At 67.0% G+C, this 21,317-nt stretch carries 21 protein-coding genes and 1 pseudogene; 11 read left to right on the top strand and 11 right to left on the bottom strand.

Translation table 11 applies throughout. The annotated features are described in order from the left end of the window. Positions 1-21 precede the first annotated feature (21 nt). On the bottom strand, positions 22-1,011 hold the full coding sequence (locus LMQ14_RS06960; protein ID WP_267734044.1) for a malate dehydrogenase: 990 nt from the start codon (positions 1,009-1,011) through the stop codon (positions 22-24). A 228-nt stretch (positions 1,012-1,239) separates the two neighbouring features. On the opposite strand from LMQ14_RS06960, the gene corA reads away from it, so the two are divergent. Beyond that, a complete protein-coding gene (gene corA / locus LMQ14_RS06955) occupies positions 1,240-2,337 on the top strand; it encodes a magnesium/cobalt transporter CorA (protein ID WP_267734043.1) in 1,098 nt (365 codons plus the stop codon). Positions 2,338-2,443: 106 nt separating this feature from the next. Here the strand turns inward: corA and LMQ14_RS06950 are convergent, their stop codons facing one another. Genes LMQ14_RS06950 through LMQ14_RS06925 form a run of 6 tightly spaced genes read right to left on the bottom strand, consistent with a single transcriptional unit; the run spans position 2,444 to position 7,900 of the window. After that, the gene (locus tag LMQ14_RS06950) at positions 2,444-3,049 is read right to left on the bottom strand and encodes a suppressor of fused domain protein (RefSeq protein WP_267734042.1); all 606 of its coding nucleotides are present in this window, start codon (positions 3,047-3,049) and stop codon (positions 2,444-2,446) included. Then, positions 3,046-4,218: an ABC transporter ATP-binding protein gene (locus tag LMQ14_RS06945; RefSeq protein WP_267734041.1), complete on the bottom strand. Its 1,173-nt coding sequence runs from the start codon at positions 4,216-4,218 to the stop codon at positions 3,046-3,048. Before LMQ14_RS06945 ends, LMQ14_RS06950 begins: the two co-directional genes overlap by 4 nt. A 4-nt stretch (positions 4,219-4,222) precedes the next feature. Beyond that, a complete protein-coding gene (locus LMQ14_RS06940; protein WP_267734040.1) occupies positions 4,223-5,062 on the bottom strand; it encodes a carbohydrate ABC transporter permease in 840 nt (279 codons plus the stop codon). Further along, a complete protein-coding gene (locus LMQ14_RS06935) occupies positions 5,052-5,948 on the bottom strand; it encodes a carbohydrate ABC transporter permease (protein WP_267734039.1) in 897 nt (298 codons plus the stop codon). Before LMQ14_RS06935 ends, LMQ14_RS06940 begins: the two co-directional genes overlap by 11 nt. Next, positions 5,945-7,360, bottom strand: a complete 1,416-nt coding sequence (locus LMQ14_RS06930; protein ID WP_267734038.1) for an extracellular solute-binding protein — start codon at positions 7,358-7,360, stop codon at positions 5,945-5,947. Before LMQ14_RS06930 ends, LMQ14_RS06935 begins: the two co-directional genes overlap by 4 nt. 12 nt (positions 7,361-7,372) lie before the next feature. Next, a complete protein-coding gene (locus tag LMQ14_RS06925; protein ID WP_267734037.1) occupies positions 7,373-7,900 on the bottom strand; it encodes a general stress protein in 528 nt (175 codons plus the stop codon). 86 nt (positions 7,901-7,986) lie between these two features. Between LMQ14_RS06925 and LMQ14_RS06920 the strand changes: the two genes are divergently transcribed. The 5 genes and pseudogenes from LMQ14_RS06920 to LMQ14_RS06900 all read left to right on the top strand — a co-directional run bounded on the left by LMQ14_RS06920 (position 7,987) and on the right by LMQ14_RS06900 (position 13,123). Next, a complete protein-coding gene (locus LMQ14_RS06920) occupies positions 7,987-8,547 on the top strand; it encodes a DUF4190 domain-containing protein (protein WP_267734036.1) in 561 nt (186 codons plus the stop codon). 59 nt (positions 8,548-8,606) lie between these two features. Further along, positions 8,607-9,915 (top strand): annotated as a pseudogene (locus LMQ14_RS06915) (magnesium transporter MgtE N-terminal domain-containing protein); the annotation flags it as partial. Next, positions 9,914-10,423 carry a DUF1003 domain-containing protein gene (locus LMQ14_RS06910; protein WP_324291112.1) on the top strand — a complete coding sequence of 170 codons (510 nt, stop codon included), beginning with the start codon at positions 9,914-9,916 and terminating at the stop codon, positions 10,421-10,423. The pseudogene LMQ14_RS06915 and the gene LMQ14_RS06910, both read left to right, overlap by 2 nt. A gap of 183 nt (positions 10,424-10,606) precedes the next feature. After that, positions 10,607-11,932 (top strand): lytic transglycosylase domain-containing protein, encoded by a 1,326-nt coding sequence (locus LMQ14_RS06905; RefSeq protein WP_267734035.1) that lies wholly within the window; start codon positions 10,607-10,609, stop codon positions 11,930-11,932. 45 nt (positions 11,933-11,977) lie between these two features. Next, entirely contained in the window at positions 11,978-13,123 is a 1,146-nt protein-coding gene (locus LMQ14_RS06900; RefSeq protein WP_267734034.1) for an Mrp/NBP35 family ATP-binding protein, read from the top strand. 7 nt (positions 13,124-13,130) lie between these two features. Here the strand turns inward: LMQ14_RS06900 and tatB are convergent, their stop codons facing one another. From tatB to sigE, 4 genes are all read right to left on the bottom strand, one after another. Further along, a complete protein-coding gene (gene tatB / locus LMQ14_RS06895; RefSeq protein WP_267734033.1) occupies positions 13,131-13,541 on the bottom strand; it encodes a Sec-independent protein translocase protein TatB in 411 nt (136 codons plus the stop codon). Further along, positions 13,541-15,055, bottom strand: coding sequence for a S1C family serine protease (locus LMQ14_RS06890; RefSeq protein WP_267734032.1), 1,515 nt, complete (start codon positions 15,053-15,055; stop codon positions 13,541-13,543). The genes tatB and LMQ14_RS06890 overlap by 1 nt, the downstream gene beginning before the upstream one ends. Before the next feature lie 146 nt (positions 15,056-15,201). Further along, complete coding sequence (gene rseA, locus LMQ14_RS06885; RefSeq protein WP_267734031.1) at positions 15,202-15,597, bottom strand: anti-sigma E factor RseA; 396 nt, start codon at positions 15,595-15,597, stop codon at positions 15,202-15,204. 119 nt (positions 15,598-15,716) lie between these two features. Next, positions 15,717-16,472 (bottom strand): RNA polymerase sigma factor SigE, encoded by a 756-nt coding sequence (gene sigE / locus LMQ14_RS06880; protein WP_267734030.1) that lies wholly within the window; start codon positions 16,470-16,472, stop codon positions 15,717-15,719. A gap of 202 nt (positions 16,473-16,674) precedes the next feature. Between sigE and LMQ14_RS06875 the strand changes: the two genes are divergently transcribed. The 5 genes from LMQ14_RS06875 to LMQ14_RS06855 all read left to right on the top strand — a co-directional run bounded on the left by LMQ14_RS06875 (position 16,675) and on the right by LMQ14_RS06855 (position 21,311). After that, entirely contained in the window at positions 16,675-17,343 is a 669-nt protein-coding gene (locus LMQ14_RS06875) for an O-methyltransferase (RefSeq protein ID WP_267735391.1), read from the top strand. A 120-nt stretch (positions 17,344-17,463) separates the two neighbouring features. Continuing rightward, entirely contained in the window at positions 17,464-18,102 is a 639-nt protein-coding gene (locus LMQ14_RS06870; RefSeq protein ID WP_267734029.1) for a TetR/AcrR family transcriptional regulator, read from the top strand. Continuing rightward, entirely contained in the window at positions 18,092-19,009 is a 918-nt protein-coding gene (locus LMQ14_RS06865) for an ABC transporter ATP-binding protein (RefSeq protein WP_267734028.1), read from the top strand. The genes LMQ14_RS06870 and LMQ14_RS06865 overlap by 11 nt, the downstream gene beginning before the upstream one ends. Further along, positions 19,009-20,640: an ABC transporter permease gene (locus LMQ14_RS06860; RefSeq protein WP_267734027.1), complete on the top strand. Its 1,632-nt coding sequence runs from the start codon at positions 19,009-19,011 to the stop codon at positions 20,638-20,640. Before LMQ14_RS06865 ends, LMQ14_RS06860 begins: the two co-directional genes overlap by 1 nt. Beyond that, entirely contained in the window at positions 20,637-21,311 is a 675-nt protein-coding gene (locus LMQ14_RS06855) for a methyltransferase family protein (RefSeq protein WP_267734026.1), read from the top strand. Before LMQ14_RS06860 ends, LMQ14_RS06855 begins: the two co-directional genes overlap by 4 nt. The last annotated feature ends 6 nt before the right edge of the window (positions 21,312-21,317 follow it).

The raw sequence follows: 21,317 nt of genomic DNA, 5'->3' as shown, positions 1-21,317 counted from the left end.
TAGTAGCCCTAATCGACTGCCTCAGATCAGCTTCAGTTCCGTAACGGCGGCGCGCTCCTCGACCAGCTCGGCGGTGGTCTTGTCGATGCGGCCGCGGGAGAACTCGTCGATCTCCAGCCCCTGCACGATGGACCAGTTGCCGTCCTTGGTGGTCACCGGGAACGACGAGACGATGCCCTCCGGCACGCCGTAGGAGCCATCGGAGAAGACCGCCATCGACACCCAGTCATCCGCCGGGCTACCCAGCAGCCAGGAGCGTGCGGCATCGACGGTGGCCGAGGCGGCCGAGGCGGCCGACGAGGCGCCGCGCGCGTCGATGATCGCCGCGCCGCGCTTGGCGACCGTCGGGATGAAGTCGTTCTCGATCCAGGCCTGGTCGTTGACGACCTCCGCGGCGTTCTTGCCGCCGACCTCGGCGTGGAAGATGTCGGGGTACTGGGTGGCCGAGTGGTTGCCCCAGATGGTCACCTTCTTGATGTCGGTGACCGCGGCACCGGTCTTCTTGGCCAGCTGCGAGATCGCCCGGTTGTGGTCGAGGCGGGTCAGCGCCGAGAACCGCTCCTTGGGGATGTCGGGGGCGTTGCTCAATGCGATCAGCGCGTTGGTGTTGGCCGGGTTACCGGTCACGCCGATGCGAATGTCGTCGGCGGCAACCGAGTTGAGCGCCTTGCCCTGCGCGGTAAAGATCGCGCCGTTGGCTTCCAGCAGGTCGCTGCGCTCCATGCCCGGGCCGCGCGGCCGCGCGCCGACCAGCAGGGCCAGGTTCACGCCGTCGAAGATCTTGTTGGCGTCCGCGCCGATCTGGACGCCGGACAGCAACGGGAACGCACAGTCGTCGAGCTCCATCACGACGCCCTCGAGCGCCTTGAGCGCGGGCTCGATCTCAAGCAGCCGCAGTTCGATCGGGCGGTCGGGTCCCAGCAGGGAGCCACTGGCCAGGCGGAAGAGCAGGCTGTAGCCGATCTGGCCGGCGGCACCGGTGACGGCGACCTTCAGAGGAGTTGCACTCACTTCGATTGGCTCCTTATGGAGAAAGTTCGGTCGTTTGGCTTCGGGTCGAAACTAGCGCACCCTTGCTTGCCCGAAACCGCCGGTCCGATGCCACCGCGAATTCGCTGTCGCCCGTCGGGCAAGCGTCGTCAGTCCGTGGCCGTCGCATGCCTTTTCATCCCGCGTTTTACCAGTACGCGTAGCATGGAGCACCGCTCCGCGAGACCTGCACTCGGATAGGAGGTTGAGGTGTTCGAGGGTTTCGACGCACTACCGGAAGCGCTTCGTACGATCGCGCACGAGCCGCAGCCAGAACCCCCGCCTCAACCCACGCCGCACGAGGCCCTGATCGACTGCGCCGTCTACGTCGGCGGCCACCGGCTGCCCGGCAAGTTCTCCTACCCGGCCGCCTGCAGCAAGGTGCACCAGATCGAGATGCTGGGGCACGAGGCGTTCGTCTGGGTTGGCTTGCACGAGCCGGACGAGACCCAGATGAAGGAAGTCGCGGACGTTTTCGGGTTGCACCCGTTGGCCGTCGAAGACGCGGTGTGCGCACATCAGCGACCCAAGTTGGAGCGCTACGACGACACGCTGGTGCTGGTACTCAAGACGGTCCAGTACGTCCCGCACGAATCGGTGGCGCTGGCGCGCGAGATCGTGCAGAGCGGCGAGGTGATGGTCTTCGTCGGCAAGGATTTTGTCGTGACGGTCCGCCACGGCGAGCACAGCGGGCTGGCCGACGTGCGCAAGAGCATGGAAGCCGACGGAGAACAGCTGACGCTGGGCCCCTTCGCGGTGATGCACGCGATCGCCGACCACGTCGTGGACCACTACCTCGAGGTGACCCGGCTGATGGAAGCCGACATCGACAGCATCGAGGAAGTGGCGTTCGCCCCGGGCCGCAAGCTCGACATCGAGCCGATCTACATGCTCAAGCGTGAGGTCGTCGAGCTACGCCGCTGCGTTAACCCGCTGTCGGCCGCATTCCATCGAATCCAGGTGGAGAACAAGGACGTGATCTCCAAAGAGGTCCGGCGCTACCTGCGCGACGTCGGCGATCACCACGCCGAGGCCGCAGACCAGATCGCCAGCTACGACGACATGCTCAACTCGCTGGTGCAGGCGGCGTTGGCGCGCGTCGGCATGCAGCAGAACAACGACATGCGCAAGATGGCGGCCTGGGCCGGTATCGCGGCGCTGCCCACCATGGTGGCCGCCATTTACGGGATGAACTTCCATTTCATGCCCGAGCTGGACTGGACGTATGGCTACCCGGGGATCATGGGCTTGATGACGGCCGCCTGCCTCATCTTGTACTTCCAATTCCGCAGGAACAACTGGCTTTAAGTCAGTTCGGTTCGCGTTTCAGCATTCGAGTGTGCGTCCTGGGTGGGGATTGTGCGCCTACGCCGCCATGGATGCACACTCGACCGACAGTCGGTCGAGTGTGAAGTCAGTTCGGCTGTGCTGCACGGCGATTGGGGTCCAGCACGTCGACGCCGTCGCTGCGCCAGGCCTGCCGCATAGCCTCGGCGCCTTTGAGCCGCACCCACGCCGCCTCGGTCGCGGTGATCGGCGTGGCCGAGAGAAACACCACCGGGTCGCACGGCGGCTCCAGCGGCAGATCCGCAATATCGCTGCGGCCCAACAGAACAGCCGTGAACGGCACCCGCCGCGACGGCAATGCCCACAGCGGCGAGCCGAGATCTATCAGCGCGTCCGCAACGAGCACCACACCGTCGACGGCCGGCGAGGCCGCCAGTATCGCCAGGCTGCGGGCGATTCCGGTGGCCGGCCCGGGGTCTCGCAGACAGAGCCCGATCTCGGCGCGCGGGCCGCGCTGCGCGTCGACGACGATCTCGGTGGGGTCGCCCATCGGATGGCGCGAGCACCCCAGCGACACGTACTGCACCAACCCGTCTTTCGCGCGGAATCGCAGCACCTCCATCGGCTCGGTCCCCAGAAATGTCACGCTCGCCGAATCGGGCTCACCCCACTGCCCTGCCGTCGCGAAGTGCTCGCGCAGGTGCGCCCGTACCCGGTTCAGTATTTCGCTCACCGTCCTGCGGGCACGGTCAGGTTCGCCCCGGAATCGGCGTCGAACACGGCGAGTTTCGCGGTGTCGAAGGCCAATTCGACCGACTGGCCGATGACAGCCTTCGACTCGGCGGGAACCCGTGCCACGAACTGGTTTTCGGCTATCTCGGACTCGGCGGCCAGCTCGTCGAGCTGCGCCGAGTGCACGTCGCATCCCGTGGTGGTGAAGTACACGTACTTGTCGGCGCCCAGCGATTCGACCAGGTCGACCTTCACCTCGAAGGTCGCCGCCGTGATGCGCTGGTAGCCGTCGATCAACGCGGCGTCCAGCAGGTGTTCGGGCCGCACCCCGACGATGACGTTTTCCGGTTTCGGGTGCCCGGCGATCACGTCCTGGACGTCCGGGGTCAGCAGCACGTCGCCGAAGGGCAGCGTCAGCCCGGACGATGTCAGCGTGCCGGGAAAGAAGTTCATCGGAGGCGAGCCGATGAACCCCGCGACGAACAGATTCGCCGGACGCTCGTAGAGCTCCCCGGGCGTGCCGATCTGCTGCGCGACACCGCCGTGCATCACCACGACGCGATCACCCAGCGTCATCGCCTCGGTCTGGTCGTGGGTGACGTAGACGGTGGTGGCGCCCAGCCGGCGCTGCAGCCGGGCGATCTCACCACGCATCTGGACCCGCAGCTTGGCGTCCAGATTGGACAGTGGCTCGTCCATCAAAAACGCCTTCGGATGGCGCACGATGGCCCGGCCCATCGCGACCCGCTGCCGTTGCCCACCCGACAGCTGGGAGGGCTTGCGGTCCAGAAGTTCGCTCAGGTCAAGGATTTTGGCCGTCTCCTCGACCTTCTGCGCGATGTCGGTCTTCTTCATCTTCGCCAGGGTCAGCGGGAAGGCGATGTTCTGCCGGACCGTCATGTGCGGATACAGCGCATAGGACTGGAACACCATCGCGATGTCGCGGTCCTTCGGCGCCTTCTCGTTGACTCGTTCGCCGCCGATCCGCAGCTCGCCCGACGAGATATCCTCAAGGCCGGCAATCATATTCAGTGTGGTGGTTTTGCCGCAGCCGGACGGGCCGACCAGGATCAGGAATTCGCCGTCGGCGATGGTGAGGTTCAGGTCCTGCACCGCCGTGTGCCCGTTGGGGTAACTCTTGTTGACGTGCTCCAGCACAATCTCGGCCATCGCGCTATCCCTTCACGGCGCCTGAGGTCAACCCGGCGACAATCCGTCGTTGGAAGATTAGAACAAACACGACGATCGGCACCGTAATCACGATGGCACCGGCCGCGATCGATCCGGTCGGTTCCTCGAATTGCGAACTGCCTCCGAAGTTGGCAATGGCCACCGGCGCGGTGATCGCCGCCTTGGTGGCGGTCAGCGACAGCGCCAGCAGCAGGTCGTTCCAGGCGAAGATGAACACCAGGATCGCCGCGGTCACCAGTCCGGGCGCCGCCAGCGGGACGATGACCTTGCGGAAGGCTTGCCCCGGCGTGGCACCGTCCATCTTGGCCGCCTTCTCCAGATCCCAGGGGATTTCCCGGAAGAAGGCCGACAAGGTGTAGATGGCCAGCGGCAGCGCGAAAGCGATGTAGGGCAGAATCAAGCCTGGCCAGGTGTCGAAAAGCCCGACGGCGCGCTCGATTTCGAACAACGGCGTGACCAGAGAGATCGCCGGGAACATGGTGCTCAGCAGGGTGAAACCGATCAGCAGTCGCTTGCCGGGAAAGTTCAGCCGGGCGATCGCATAGGCCGCCATCGCGCCCAGCAGCACCGCGATCGCGGTGGCGATCAACCCGATCCCGATGGAGTTGATCAGTGCCGAGGTGAAGAAGTCGCCCCGGAAGATCCCGCGATAGTTTTCCAGCGTCACCGACGACGGAATCAGCTTGCCGTCCTTGACAGTTGACGACGGCTTCAGGGACAGGCTGAGAATCCAGAGCACCGGCAGCAGCGCGTACACCACGACCAGCGTATTGATGACGGCCCACAACGCGGTGCGCCGCGCGCCGCTGCGCTCAGCGCTCATCGACGTCACCGCCGGGGGCCGCAGCGCCGAACACCTTGATGAAGATCAGCGCGATGATGCCCACGCAGACAAAGATCAGCACGCTGATCGCCGAGCCCAGGCCGACGTTGAAGCCCTGGAACAGGTTGTCGTAGCCCAGGATCGACACCGAGCCGGTGTTGTTGTTGCCCTCGGTCAACACGTAGATGTTGTCGAAGATGCGGAAGGCGTCCAGGGTCCGGAACAGCAGGGCGACCACGACCGCCGGCTTGATGATCGGCAGCATGATCCTGGTGAGCCGCCGCCAGGCGCCGGCACCATCGACCTGCGCGGCTTTCAGCAAGTCCCCCGGGACCACCGCCAACCCGGCCAGCAGCAGCAGCGCCATGAACGGCGTGGTCTTCCAGACCTCGGCGATCACCACGATGCCCAACGACGGAAATTGCTCGGTCAGCGGCGCACTGCCGTGGGGCAGCAGGTCGGCCAGATAGCCGGTGCCCGGCGTCCAGGCGTAGTACCAGCTGTACGAGGCGACCACCGTGACGATGCCGTACGGGATGAGCACCGCGGTGCGCACCAGGCCCCTGCCGATCAGGGTGTGATGCATCACCAGCGCGAGCGCCAGACCGAGCACGAACTCGATCGACACCGACACCACGGTGATGGCCAGCGTCACCGCCAGCGCGGTCCACCAATACCGGTCGGTCAGGATCGTTTGGTAATTGGCCAGACCGATGAACCTGGTGTCGTTCGGGGTTGCCAGATTGTTGTGCTGCAGGCTCAGCCAGATCGCGTAACCGATCGGATAGGCCGTCACCGCCAGCATCAGGGTCGCCGCGGGTGCGACGAGGATGAAAGCCAGCCGCTGTTCCGGCGGGCGGTTCCAGAGTCGGGGCACGCCGGTCACGGCAGCAGCCCCTTGCCGTCGATGGCCTTTTGCACCTGGGCGGTGAGTTCGTCGGCGGTGCGGTCCGGGTCGATCTCGGTGATCGGGCTCAGCGCCGCCGCCAGCCGAATGGACACCGCCTGATAGACCGGCGTCGCGGGACGCACCGCGGCATCGGTCAGCTGCTGGCGAATTACGGTGTACATCGGATACTTGGTCTGGAATTGCGGGTCGGAGTACAGCGACGTCCGCACCGCCGGCAGACCGCCTGCCATCGAGATGTACTTCTGATTCGCCAGGCTGCGTAGGCACCTGATCGCTTCGAACGCTTCGGCCTTGTGCCGAGTGGTGCTGGCCACCGCCAGGTTCAGCCCGCCGATCGTCACCTTGGCCGGGCGGCCCGGGACCACGCCGGGGTAGGGCGCGAAGCCGAACACGCGTTGGCTGGCCTGGTAGGCGATGTGGAATTGCTCGTCGGTGGGCACGAAGGTGCCGAACTGGTTGATGCTGCCGGCCAATGCTGGATTCTGGTTGAGCGGAAGGAAACTCACGCCGCCCTTGACCGCGTTCTCCAGCATGGACGCCAGCACATAGGGCCAGTTGACTTCCAGTGCGGCGTTGCCCTGTTCGACCGCCAGGCGCGCCGTGCTCGCGTCGGTGCGGGTGATCGACGGGTCCGCTCCAGGCGCGGTGGCCACCGACTTGAGGATCCGCAGCGCGCTGATCGTCGCGGCCCGGTGTGCGGGGGTATCGGTCAGAGTGACGTGTTGGCCATCCTCGGAGAGCACCTGGCCCCCGGCGCTGACCAGCAGCGTGTTGAACCACACCACCAGACCCTCATCCTCGTGGGCCTGCACAGCGATCCAGCTGGGCTTGCCGGCGGCGTGCAGCCGGGTCGCCTCGGCGACCATCCCGTTCCAGTCGTGGGGCGGCTGATGCACCAAATCTGGTCGGTACCAAAGTAGTTGGGTATTGGTGGTAATCGGCGCGGCGTACAGCCGGTGTTTCCAGCCGGCCGTCGCAAGCGGGCCCGGCAGGGTATCGACGGTCGCGTCGCCCTCGGCCTGGCCGGCCGGGTCGTCGGACAGCGGCAGCACCCAGCCCGCTTCGGCGAACTCCGCGGTCCAGATGACGTCCAGCGACATCACGTCCAGCGTGCGGTCATGACTGGTAAGCCGGCGGGCGTATTGCAACCGTTGCGCGCCGGGCTCCCTGGGCAGGCTGACGTGCGCGACGGTGTACCGGCCGCCCGAGTCCTGGCTGCAGCGCTGGGCGACTTCGGCGAACGTCGCACCGTCGGCGGCCGGGGTGTAGAAGGTGACCACCAGCCCGTTGTTGCCGGACCCACACGCCGACAGCACCGAGACCGCGGTCAGAATCGCCAGCACGAGTGCGCTTGCCCGGCGCACCCGCCCGTGGCGACTCAGCACCAAATTATCCGGCCGTCAGATCGCCAGGCGCGCAAGCAAATCCCGAGCCCGCTCGGCATTCTGCGGATCGCAGAGTACATCGTAACGGCCGGCGACCAACTGCATTGTCGAGCTGAAATCCCTTGTGCCACGGGCCATTGCGTACGGAACAGCGGAAGTGATCAAGCCGAAGAACACCCCGGCGACCAAGCCGGTCGCCAGCGCGCCCCACGGGTTGGGGCTGAAGAAGCCGAGCACCAACCCGATGAACAGACCGAGCCAGGCCCCACTGAGCACACCGCCGCCCAACACTTTGGTCCATGTCAGCCGGCCGGTGACCCGTTCCACCTGCATCAGATCGACGCCGACGATCGTCACCTGCTGCACCGGGAACTGCTGCTCGGACAGGTAGTCGACGGCGCGCTGCGCCTCGGCATAGGTGGGATAGGAGCCCACCGGCCAGCCTTTGGGCGGAGTCGGCAATTGCGGCACACCGCGCCGCCCCGCGGCCGCGCCAGTGGAAGCTGCGCCGGGGACTTGGCCAGGCTGGAAAGGACTTGTCATTAGAGCTCATTCTCCTACGCCGCGACCGTAGTTTCACCTCGGCCCTCCCACCCTATCGAGGCAGCCTGCAGGCTAGGTTGAACACCATGACAGCTCCCGGCGGTGCCAGCGGCGAAGACGCCGCGGATCCGCACGCGGCCGGCGGGCAGCGCCCCGAGCAGCCGGGATGGGCAGCCCCCTGGGATTCCCCGGGAGCGCCGCCACCGGCGGACTATCCGCCCCCGCCGTACTCGCCGACCATCGACTACCCGCAGTACACCCCACCGTTCGGCTATCAGCAGCCGCCAGGCGGCCCGTCCTACCCGCCGGGGCCGGCGCAATTCGGCGGCCCACCACCGGGCTACGGTCCTCCGCCGTATCCCGGCGGCTATTACCCGGCACCGGATTATCCGGGCGACTACTGGTCGCCTCAGGCCGTCCAGTCCGGGACGAACGGGATGGCGATCGCGGCGCTGATCTCGTCGTTCACCGGCTTGTTCTGCTGCGTCGGCGGGATCGTGGCGATCGTGCTGGGCACGATCGCGCTCGACCAGATCAAGCGGACGCGCCAAGACGGATACGGCATGGCCGTCGCCGGCATTGTGATCGGCATCGCGACCCTGGTCGTGGCTCTGATCGTGATGATTTTTGCGGTGCATTCCCATTAGCGAGGCTCGCCAGAGCCGGTTCGCTGCCATCGCGCGACTGGCTGCCTAGGCTCTCTCCCATGGCATCGGTCAACAGGGTGTACGTGGCGCGGCTGGCGCGGATGTTGGTGTTGGGTCCAATGGGCGAAAACTTCGGCCGCATCCGCGATGTCGTGATCAGCATCAGCATCGTCCGTCAGCAACCACGGGTGTTGGGCCTGGTCGTCGATTTGGCGACGCGCCGCAGCATCTTCATCCCGATTCTGCGGGTCGCCGCGATCGAGCCCAACGCTGTGACGCTGAACACCGGAAGCGTGTCCCTGCGCCACTTCGAACAGCGTCCGGGCGAGGTGCTGGCGATCGGTCAGATCCTCGACACTCCCGTCACGGTCAACGACCCCGAACTCCCGGAGCTGGTCGGGCGCGACGTCGTGATCACCGACCTGGGCATCGAACAATCCCGGACCCGCGACTGGCTGGTGACCAGGATCGCCGTGCGAAGCCAGCGTCGGCTCGGACGGCGCGGGCCGGCGCACGTGGTCGACTGGCAAAGCGTGCACGGATTGACGCCGTCGGCGTTGGCGATGCCCGGCCAGGCGGTGGCACAACTGCTCAACCAATTCGAGGGACGCCGCGCGGTCGACGTGGCCGACGCCATTCGTGGGCTGCCGGCCAAGCGGCGCACCGAGGTGTTCACGGCCCTGAGCGACGACCGATTGGCCGACATCCTGCAGGAGTTGCCCGAGTCGGAACAGGCCGATGCGCTGTCGCACCTGGGCACCGAACGCGCGGCCGACGTGCTCGAGGAGATGGACCCCGACGATGCCGCCGACCTGCTCGGCGAGCTGAATCCGACCGATGCCGAGCTGCTGCTGGCCCGGATGGACCCCGACGAATCCGCCCCGGTGCGAAGGCTTTTGAAGCACTCCCCCGACACCGCGGGCGGGTTGATGACGTCCGACCCGGTGGTGCTGACCGCCGACACCACGGTGGCCGAGGCACTGGCCCTGGTCCGCGATCCCGACCTCACCCCCGCGCTGTCGTCCATGGTGTTCGTGACGCGTCCACCGACGGCCACGCCGACCGGGAAGTACCTGGGCTGCGTCCCGCTGCAGAAACTCCTTCGCGAACCGCCGAGCGATTTGGTCGGCGGAATCGTCGACAGTGATCTGCTCACCCTGGCGCCGGAGACCACCCTGGCCTCCGTGACGCGTTACCTCGCCGCCTACAACCTGGTGTGCGGACCCGTCGTCGACGACCAACGCCACCTGCTGGGGGCGGTCACCGTGGACGACCTGCTCGATCACCTACTGCCGCACGATTGGCGCGCGCGCGCCCAAGAGCTGACCGCCGTTGTCAGAGGCGCCGATGCGACCGAGGGGGCCTCGTGAGCAAATCACCGCCGGTGCGGCGGCTGTACACCCCGCGGACATCACGCGGGATCTCACTGCGCGTGGACCCAGAAACCGTCGGCCAGAGCACCGAGGCGATCGCACGCTTCTTCGGCACCGGCCGCTACCTGCTGATCCAGACCCTCATCGTGATTGTGTGGATCGCGGTGAACCTGGCCGCGGTGAGTTTGCGCTTCGACCCGTACCCGTTCATCCTGCTGAATCTGGCCTTCTCCACGCAGGCCGCCTACGCCGCGCCACTGATCCTGCTGGCCCAGAACCGTCAAGAGAACCGGGACCGGGTCACACTCGAAGAAGACCGTCGCCGCGCCGCCCAGACCAAAGCCGACACCGAATACTTAACCCGTGAGCTCGCCGCGCTGCGGTTGGCGATCGGCGAGGTCGTCACCCGCGAATATCTGCGCGATGAGCTGGAAGAACTGCGCACCCTGCTGACCGGCCCGGACGCGCACATCCCGATGGAGGAGCCCCCGTCGCGGCGGTGACGGCCCGGTCCTGACCCCCGGCGGACCTGCGGCGGACCACTAAGAGATCCCCGTGAATACCGAATCCACCATTGCGCCACTCCCGTCACAAGAGTTATGTATGGTGATCTAGTTCACGAGGCTAAGAACAGGTTTCCGGCAGCTCACAGCGTCCCCGGCGACCCACATACCTAGGACGGTGGAGTGCGCATAGGGGGTCGCTCAAGTGCACACCCGGCCGTCGCGGCGGTGCGGAAGCGGGGGCTTCCGGTAACTCGGGCACAGGCATTCAGCGTTGCCGTGATCAGTCCGCTGGTGTTCGCGGGTGCCGTCGGCGCCACGCCTGAGCCGTTGCACGGACACGGAAAGAGCCCCATCCCGTCGGTGCATGCCGTCATCACCCCGGTCGCCGCCGTGTCCCCCACTGTTCCCGACCTGTCCGGACCAGTGGTCATCGCCATCGACCGGGCGCCGACGGCCTTCCACGTCGCGGCGGGCGCCACCTCGGCACCGCCACCGCCGAGGGTGGTGAATGCGCCTGGCGCGCTGGGCATTCCGATGATGGCGCTGACCGCCTACCGCAACGCCGAACAAAAGATGTCAATATCCGAGCCCGGGTGCGGCGTCAGCTGGAACTTGCTGGCCGGCATCGGGCGCATCGAATCCGGGCACGCCGGCGGCGGCGCGGTCGACGCCCGCGGCACCGCGGTCACCCCGATCTACGGCCCCTCACTGGACGGCACGTTGCCCGGCAACGAGGTCATCGTCTCCAGCAGCGTCGGCAATCGCGTCACGTATGCCCGCGCGATGGGGCCCATGCAGTTCTTGCCCGGCACCTGGGCTCGCTACGCCGCCGACGGCGACGGCGACGGCGTGGCCGACCCGCAGAACCTGTTCGACTCCACGCTGACGGCCGCCCGCTACTTGTGCAGCGGCGGGCTGAACCTGCGCGACCCCGCAGGGGTGATGGCCGCGATCCTGCGCTACAACAACTCGACGCCCTACGCGCAGAACGTGCTGGGCTGGGCCGCGGCCTACGCCACCGGCGTGGTTCCGGTCGACCTGCCGCCGATCACGGGACCGCCGCCCCCGCTTGGCAACGCACACGACGAGCACCCCGAGGGACTCGGGCCCGGCCTGCCGATCAACATGATCGGCCTGCCGCAGGACGACCCGATGGCGCGGATGCCGCTGATCGACCTGACCGGCCAGCCGCCGCAGCAGCTCAGCCCGTCGTCGCCGATGTTCCCCTGGATGACACCGCCCGCCCAGGCGCCGACGCAGGGGCACATGCCCGGGTGCACGGTGATCTGCATCAACTCGCAAACCCCGCCGCCGGGTGGACCGCAGCTGGGACCGCAGCCGTTTGGACCACTGGCCCCGCCGCCGAACGCCGCCCCGCCGTGGGCGCCGCAGGCCGTACCACCGCCGCCGTTCGCACCACCGCCGCCGCCCGCTCCTCAGGCGCCTGCAGCACCAGCGCCGGCTCCTCAGGCGTCTGCTCCGCACGCATCCGTTCCGCCCGCCTGACGCCTGCCAGCGGGGCAAAAGCCGAGACGCCTACACTCGGCGGTGATGTCCCGTCATGACACTGCCGAGTTGAACGCAGCCATCCGCACCGCACTGGGCAAGGTGATCGACCCCGAATTGCGGCGTCCCATCACCGAACTCGGGATGGTCAAGAGCATCGATATCGCGTCCGACGGCGGCGTGCACGTCGGGATCTACCTGACCACCGAGGCCTGCCCGAAGAAGACCGAAATCACCGACCGCGTCAGCCAGGCCGTCGCCGACGTCCCCGGCACCGGTGCGGTGAAAGTCAGCCTCGACGTGATGAACGACGAGCAGCGCACCGAGCTGCGTAAGCAGTTGCGCGGCGACGCCAGCGAGCCCGTCATCCCGTTCGCCCAGCCCAGCTCGCTGACCCGGGTCTACGCGGTCGCGTCCGGCAAGGGCGGCGTCGGAAAGTCGAGCGTCACGGTCAATCTGGCCGCCGCGATGGCCGCACGCGGTCTATCGGTCGGCGTGCTCGACGCCGACATCCACGGCCATTCGATTCCCCGGATGATGGGCACCACCGACCGGCCCACCCAGGTCGAGTCGATGATCCTGCCGCCGATTGCCCACGAGGTGAAGGTCATCTCGATCGCCCAGTTCACCGAGGGCAACACCCCGGTGGTGTGGCGCGGGCCGATGCTGCACCGGGCGTTGCAGCAGTTCCTGGCCGACGTCTATTGGGGCGATCTGGACGTACTGCTGCTCGATCTGCCGCCCGGCACCGGCGACATCGCCATCTCGGTGGCCCAGCTGATCCCCAATGCGGAAATCCTGGTCGTGACCACGCCACAGCTGGCCGCCGCCGAAGTCGCCGAACGGGCCGGCAGCATCGCGCTGCAGACCCGCCAGCGCATCGTCGGCGTCGTCGAAAACATGTCTGGGCTGGTCCTGCCGGACGGCTCGACCATGCAGGTGTTCGGCGAGGGTGGCGGCGAGCAGGTCGCCGAGCGCCTCTCCCGCGCGGTGGGCGCCGACGTGCCGCTGCTTGGTCAGATCCCGCTGGATCCGGCGCTGGTCGCCGCCGGCGATTCCGGTGTGCCGATCGTGCTCAGCGCGCCCGATTCGCCGGTGGGCAAGGAGCTGCGCGGTATCGCCGACAAGCTGTCGGCGCGAAAGCGTGGATTGGCAGGCGTGTCACTGGGACTCGACCCGACCCGGCACTAGCGGCCGTTCAGGTGGCGTCGGTGTCGAACGGCGCCGGGCCGTGCTGCCCGACCCCGAACGTCGGGCTCCCGTTCGGCCCCGGGGATTCGGCCGACGGCTGCGGCGCGGCGCCGTTGACGGGCCGCTCGAAATTACCGGTGAACAGCGAATCGTCGCCGTCCAGCAGATGTTTGGTCAGCGCCGCGCGCGGCGTCATGCCGCGCAATTTCTGTAGCTCGCTCAGCGGGCCGCGCAGGTCGTCGAACTCGGGCCCGATGTCCTCGCGCAGCTGGCTGGTGACGCCGCTGAGGTAGTCACGGGCCTGACGCAACGCGGTCGACGCCCAGCGGATCGCACCCGGAAGTCGTTCCGGGCCAAGGATTACCAGCCCGACCACGACGAGGACGAGCATCTCCCCCCAGCCGACATTGGCGAACATTAGCCGTTGTCGGGGTCGGGTTTGACGGTCAGTGTGACGTTGCGGCCATCGCGGACCACCTCGATCGGGGCGTCCTGCCCGATGGTCAGCTGACGCACGGCGACGACGAACTCGTCGGCGTCGGCGACCTTGCGGGTACCGACCTTGACGATGACGTCGTTTTCCAGGATTCCGCCCTTTTGCGCCGGGCTGCCCGCCTTCACGTTGGCGACCTGGGCCCCGGCGGCGATCGAGTTGCTCACCGAGCGGGTGCTGACGCCGAGCGTCGGGTGCACGATCTTGCCGTCTTTGATCAGGGTCTGCGCCACCGACTTGACCTCGTTGACCGGGATCGCGAAGCCCAGACCACTTGCGCTGTCGGACAACGACTTTCCTGCGGTATCGATGCCGATCACCTGAGAGTCCATGTCGATCAGCGGACCGCCGGAGTTGCCGTGGTTGATCGAGGCATCCGTCTGCAGGGCGTCGATGACGGTGTCGGTGTCAGATCCCTCCCCCGACAACGGGACGGGTCGGTGCAGTGCGCTGATGATGCCGTGCGTCACGGTGCTGCGCAGGCCCAGCGGTGCACCCGCGGCGATCACCTCGTCGCCGACACGGACCTTGTCCGAGTCGCCGAGCCGCGCCACGCTCAGGTTGTCGACGTTGTCGACCTTGAGCACGGCCAGGTCGGTCTTGGGGTCGCGGCCGACCAGGTTGGCGGGCACTTCCTTACCGTCGTTGAACACCACGGTCGTCTTGAACTGGCTGGGGTTGTTGGCGGCCTCGGAGATCACGTGGTTGTTCGTGACGATGTAGCCGCGGCCGTCGATGACGACGCCGGAACCCTGCATGCCTTCTTGTTCGCTCTTGGACTCGATGGTCACCACCGAGTTGGCGGTCGCGGCCGCCACTTTGGCGAAGCGACCCGCCGGTTCTTCGGTGTTGTTATTCGTCGACAACGTCACCTTGGAGGTGGTGAAGGCTTCGACGACCTCGGCCGTCTTGTTGCCGATCAGCCCGCCGACGGCGCCGATGGCCAGCGCGATGACGAACAGGACGGCCAGGGCGAGGTAGGACACCTTCTTGCCGAAGAGGACGTCGCGCACGCCAAGCTTGCCGCCGTAGCCCGACGGCGTATGCGCGGCGGTCTGGGCGACGGCCGGGGTTCCCAGCGCCGCCGCGGCGCCCGGATCCCGCCACGGATCGTCCGACTCGTCCTCGTCGAAACCGTTCTGCTCGGCCGCCAGCGCGCTGGCGTCGACGGGGTGGCGCTGCAATGTCTCGGTGCCGCCGACCGGCTTGCTGAAGGCCTCCTGCAACACCGGGTCGCGGCGTTGATCGTGCGGACTGAACTCGCCTTCTTCCCGGTACTTCGACGGGCGCACTCGCTCCGCGACGAAGGATCCCTGCAGCCCATCGGGGCGACCGAAGGCCTGACGCGATGCAGGGTCGACCGGTGGCCGGGAAATGGGGCGCGGCGCCAGGCGGTTGGCTCCGTTGTCGCCGCCGTCGTTGCCTTGGTCGGAGGTCATGAATCCTCTACTTGAGTGCTCGAAACGGGCCTCGCACGCCGACCCTGTCCAGGGCGAGCACCAGGCACAGAATTGTCCGTGTCCACCCTAGTATCCACGGTGGCTAACCGGTCGGCATGAACCCACGAGCTGGGGCAACCCGAGTGCTACCGGCGCTTACGCTGGTCGCGCACATCGCGATCAGCGAAACGGTCGGCCGCCTGCGATGGCGTGTCGTCGGGCGGATAGTGCGGGATCTCCGACAGCATCCCGAGCAGGGTGCTGGGGATGCGGATCGGGTGGGAGTCGCGCAGCGCCGCACGCGCCCGGCCCTGATCGTCGACTTCGGCCGCGCATTGCGGGCACAGCGAGAGGTGATGGGCCGCCCGCAAGTGGGCGTTCATCCGCAGCTCACCGTCGACAAACGCGGCGATCGCTTCGACGGACAGATGCTCGGTCGAGCCGAATTGGCGCGGCGCGCCGACCGGCGCATCACTCTGGGAGGCGAACTGTGCGGGGAGCCAGGAGAACGCGCGGCGGAAAACATGTCCCCGGTCGGCCATCACCAGCTCCTTTCGCTGCCACGTACCCCTCGAATGTAGCGCGACAAGGTGCCCAGCACCGCTATGGATCTCGCGAAATCGCATGATAATCGGGCCCGCGGGCGGTGCGGATAACCGGCCTAAGCCGATTTGGCGTGGGTTTCCGGCTCGGAATGCGCGGCCAAGTAGTCGCGCAAAGCCTGACGTCCGCGGTGGATGCGGCTGCGGACGGTGCCCAGCTTGACGCCCAGGGTGGCGCCGATCTCCTCATAGGACAGGCCTTCGATGTCGCACAGCACCACCGCGGCACGAAACTCCGGCGGCAGCGAATCCAGCGCGGCCTGCAGGTCGGGGCCCAGGTGGGCATCGTGATAGATCTCTTCGGGGTTGGGCTCGTCGGCCGGGACCCGGTCGTAGTCCTCCGGCAACGCTTCCATCCGGATGCGGGCGCGCCGGCGCACCATGTCAAGGAACAAATTCGTGGTGATGCGGTGCAGCCAGCCCTCGAAGGTTCCGGGCTGATAGTTCTGCACCGAGCGGAAAACCCGGATGAATGTCTCCTGGGTCAAGTCCTCGGCATCCTGCTGGTTGCCCGACAGCCGGTAGGCCAGCCGGTACACCCGGTCGGCGTGCTGGCGCACCAAGTCGTCCCACGACGGCATCGTCGTCTTGTCCCCGGTCGCGTCGAACACCGCCGTGCCCTGCAACCCCTCGGCCGGTTCGACCCATTCGTCGTCCGGGCATTCCTGGGCGTGCGGCATGGTGCTCGGGCTTAAGAGAGTGGTGTTTATCGAATCCTCCGAATAATTTGCCCTGCCGAGTGACGGCAGTTCGTCTTCCGCGGCAACACGAAGTTGCCAATCTGTATTCCCCGCCCAACGTCCTCCACGTTCCATACCGACACCGTCGCGTATCGGCGTATGCGGGGTATAGGAGCAGTCTGAGGTTTGCCTGAGAAACCTTATCGTTACCTGGCGTAAGCAGGGCATATCCGGAGTGGAGTGACTTACGCCGCGCCCGGGTCGTCGGGCGTGTCGGAACGGTCGGATTCTCCGCGCGCCTGACGAATGGCGCGCGCCCATGGAATACGCTGCGGGCATGGACGGCACCGACGAAGAAACCCCCGGCCAGGCCGCCCCCAGTCGGGCCGAATCGCTCTCCGCGCATGCGGAGGGGTCGATATCGGAGGACGCGATTCTGGCAGGCGCCCGCGAACGTTCGGTCGACATCGGCGCCCGGGCGGTGACGCCCGCGGTCGGCGCGCTGCTGAGCCTGCTGACCAAGCTCAGCGGCGGCAAGGCGGTCGCGGAAGTGGGAACCGGCGCCGGGGTCAGCGGACTCTGGTTGCTGTCGGGGATGAGCGACGACGGTGTGCTGACCACGATCGATATCGAGCCCGAGTATTTGCGGCTGGCCAAGCAGGCCTTCTCCGAAGCCGGCATCGGCCCGTCGCGCACCAGGCTGATCAGCGGCCGCGCCCAAGAGGTCCTCACCCGGCTCGCCGACGAGTCCTATGACCTGGTGTTCGTCGACGCCGACGCGATCGACCAGCCCGATTACGTCGTCGAGGGCGTGCGGCTGCTGAGATCCGGCGGCATCATCGTCGTGCATGGCTCCGCGCTGGGCGGGCGGGCCGGCGATCCCGCGGCGCGCGACGCCGAGGTGGTCGCGGTCCGGGAGGCCGCCCGGTTGATCGCCGAGGACGAGCGGCTGACGCCCGCGCTGGTGCCGCTCGGTGACGGCGTCCTGGCCGCGGTCCGCGACTAGCCGACCGGGCCCGGCGCACCTCGCACTGCACGCCCAGCCGGCATCGGGTCGATTTCTTTTACGCATCCCTTACGCGCGCCCCCTTGACCTTCGACTGAACGAGCGTTTAGCGTACTGAACATGCGTTCAGCCGACCTGACCGCCGCCGCTCGGATACGCGATGCGGCGATCGAGCAATTCGCTCAGCACGGCTTCGCCGTCGGGCTGCGCACCATCGCCGAGGCCGCCGGCGTGAGCGCTGCACTGGTCATTCATCACTTCGGGTCGAAAGAAGGCCTGCGCAAGGCGTGCGACGACTACGTCGCCGAAGAGATCCACGACAGCAAGTCCGAGGCGCTCACGTCCAACGATCCGGCCAGTTGGCTGGCGCAGATGGCAGAGATCGAGTCCTACGCGGCGCTGACGGGCTACGTGGTGCGCAGCCTGCAGACCGGCGGTGAGCTGGCGATGATGTTGTGGCAGCGAATGATTGACAATGCCGAGGATTACTTCGCCGACGGAGTGCGGGCCGGGACGATCAAGCCCAGCCGCGATCCGCACGCCAGGGCTAAATTTCTGGCCATCACCTCGGGCGGCGGTCTGCTGCTCTATATCCAAATGCATCCAACCCCAACAGATTTGCGGGCAGTCCTTCGCGACTACGCCCGCGATATGGTGCTGCCCGCGCTGGAGATCTACACCGACGGATTGATGGCAGACCGCACCATGTACGACGCGTTCCTGGCCGCAGAAGATCAAGGAGGGTCCCATGCCAGCTGATATCGCGCCCATCGAAATCCGCAACCTCACCAAGAACTTCGGTGCGGTGCGGGCGCTCGACGGCCTCGACCTCACGGTGCGTCAAGGTGAGGTGCACGGCTTTCTCGGCCCCAACGGCGCCGGCAAGTCCACCACCATCCGCATCCTGTTGGGCCTGGTGAAGGCCGACGGCGGAAGCGTGCGACTGCTGGGCGGTGACCCGTGGACCGACGCGGTCGAATTGCACCGTCAAATCGCCTATGTGCCAGGTGATGTCACCCTCTGGCCGTCGCTGACCGGTGGCGAGACCATCGATATGTTGGCCCGCATGCGCGGCGGCATCGACGATGTCCGGCGCCGGGAACTGATCGAACGCTTCGACCTCGACCCGACCAAGAAGTCGCGCACCTACTCCAAGGGCAACCGCCAAAAGGTCTCCCTGATTTCGGCCTTTTCGTCGCGGGCCAGCCTGCTGCTGTTGGACGAGCCCAGCAGCGGCCTTGACCCGTTGATGGAGAACATCTTTCAGCAGTGCGTCGCCGAGGCGCGCGACCGTGGCGTGACGGTGTTGCTGTCCAGCCACATCCTGGCCGAAACGGAAGCCCTGTGCCAAACGGTGACCATCATCCGGGCCGGCCAGACCATCGAGAGCGGTTCGCTGGACTCGATGCGGCATCTCAGCCGTACCTCCATCAAGGCCGAAATGATCGGCGATCCGGGCGATCTCACCCGAATCAAGGGAGTCGAGGACATCAGCGTCGTCGGCAACACGCTGCGTGCGCAGGTCGACAGCAACAGCCTCGGCGAACTCATCCGGGTGCTGGGCGACGCCGGGGTGCGCAGCCTGGTCAGCCAGCCACCGACGCTCGAGGAGCTCTTCCTGCGCCACTACGACACCGGACGCAGCGACAAGAAGGTCTCGGCATAATGAGCACCGCAACCCTGGAACGCCCGGGACGCTTTGCCCCGCACCGAGGTTCGAATTTCACCGGAACGCTGAGCATGCTGCGCCTCTATCTGCGCCGCGACCGGATCTCGATGCCGTTGTGGGTTCTGCTGCTATCGCTCCCGTTGGCGACGGTCTACATCGGAAGTATCGAGAAGGTCTATGCCACCCAGGCCGCCCGCGCCGGATTCGCGGCGACCATCATGGCCAGCCCGGCACAGCGCGCCCTCTATGGGCAGGTCTACAACGACAGCCTTGGCGCGGTGGGCCTTTGGAAGGCCGGGATGTTCCACGTGCTGATCGCCGTCGCCGTCATTTTGACGGTGATCCGGCACACCCGCGCCGACGAGGAAAGCGGCCGGACCGAACTGGTGGACTCGACCGGGGTGGGACGGTACGCGAGCCTGACCGCGGCGCTGATCCTGTCGTTCGGGGCCTCGATCGCGACCGGCGCGATCGGCGCGGCGGGATTGCTCTCCACCAACGTCCCGGCGGGCGGATCGCTGGCATTCGGTGCCGCGCTGGCCGGTTCCGGCGTGGTGTTCACGGCGGTGGCCGCGGTGACCGCGCAGCTGTCGGCGAGCGCACGATTCGCTCGCGGTGCCGCCTTCGCGGTGCTGGGAGCCGCGTTCACGCTGCGCGCGATCGGCGATGCCAGCTCCGGCACGCTGTCGTCGTTCTCGCCGCTGGGCTGGTCGCTGCAGGTGCGGCCCTACGCGGGCGATCACTGGTGGGTGCTGCTGCTGCATCTGGTCACTGCGACCGTGCTGGCCGCCGTGGCGTATCGGCTGCTGGCCGGCCGCGACGTCGGCGCGGGACTCGTCGCCGAGCGAGCCGGGCCGGCCGGCGCCGCGCGAGCGTTGAGCAACGTGTTCGGGCTGGCGTGGCGGCTGGACCGCGGCGCGCTGCTGCTGTGGACGGTGGGCCTGTGCCTGTACGGCCTGGTGATGGGCAGCGTGGCGCATGGCATCGGCGACGAAATCAGCGGCGGCGTGGCACGCGACATCGTCACGCGGATGGGCGGTACCTCCGTGCTGGAGGAGGCCTTCATCGCGGTGGCGTTCAACATGATGGGCATGGTGGCATCCGCGTTTGCCGTCTCGCTCACCCTGCGACCGCACCAGGAAGAATCCGGTCTGCGCGCGGAAACGGTGCTGGCCGGGGCGGTTTCCCGAAATCGTTGGCTGGCAAGCCATTTAGTGGCCGCTCTGCTCGGGTCGGCGGTGGCGATGCTGGCCGCCGGGGCGGCGGGCGGGCTGCTCTACGGCGTCGCGGCCGGCGACGTCGGCGGCAAGATGGCCATCGTGATCGGCACCGCTGCCGCACAGTTGCCGGCCATCTGGCTGGCGTCGGCCGTCACGATCGCATTGTTCGGTCTCGCACCGCGTTTCACGCCGGCGGCGTGGGGCGTACTGATCGGGTTCATCGCCTTGTACCTGATCGGTTCGTTGGCGGGCTTCCCGCAGTGGGTCCTTGATCTCGAGCCCTTCGCGCACGTTCCGCGGGTCGGCGACAGCTTCACCGCCGTGCCGCTGCTGTGGTTGCTGATCATCGACGCCGCACTGATCGTATTGGGGGCCATGGCATTCCGGCGACGGGATCTGCGCCCATGAACACCGGTGTTCGAGCGACGGCATCGTCGCTGTTCGGATTGGCCGTGCTGGGCGTGCTGCTGTTCCTGCCGGCCGGCACGCTCAACTACTGGCAGGCTTGGGTTTTTATCGCGACCTCGATGGTGGCGACGATCTTGCCGAGCGCCTACCTGGCCCGCACCAACCCCGCGGCGCTGGAACGCCGGATGCACGGCGGCCCCCAGGCCGAAGCCCGACCGTTGCAGAAGATCGTGATGACCGGCATGTTCACCGGACTCGTCGCGATGCTGGTGGTCAGCGCCTTCGATCATCGGATGGGCTGGTCACATCCACCCGGATGGGTCTGCGTGCTCGGTGACGTGCTGGTGCTGATCGGACTCGGGATCGGCATGCTGGTCGTGGTGCAAAACGGCTACGCGGCTTCCACCATCACCGTGGAGAGCGGCCAGCGCCTGGTCTCCAGCGGTGTCTACGGACTCGTCCGGCACCCGATGTATTTCGGAAGCGTGATCATGATGATCGGTGTCCCGTTGGCGCTGGGCTCGTATTGGGGGCTTTGCCTCGTCATTCCGAGCCTGCTGGCACTCGTGTTCCGGATTCGCGACGAGGAAAAAATGCTCATCGGTGAATTGGCCGGATACCCCGAGTACGCGCAGCAGGTGCGCTATCGGCTACTGCCCTACGTCTGGTAGCCGGGC

Source organism: Mycobacterium sp. Aquia_213 (assembly GCF_026625985.1).
GTDB lineage: Bacteria > Actinomycetota > Actinomycetes > Mycobacteriales > Mycobacteriaceae > Mycobacterium.
This window is presented reverse-complemented; position numbering and strand designations above follow the sequence as displayed.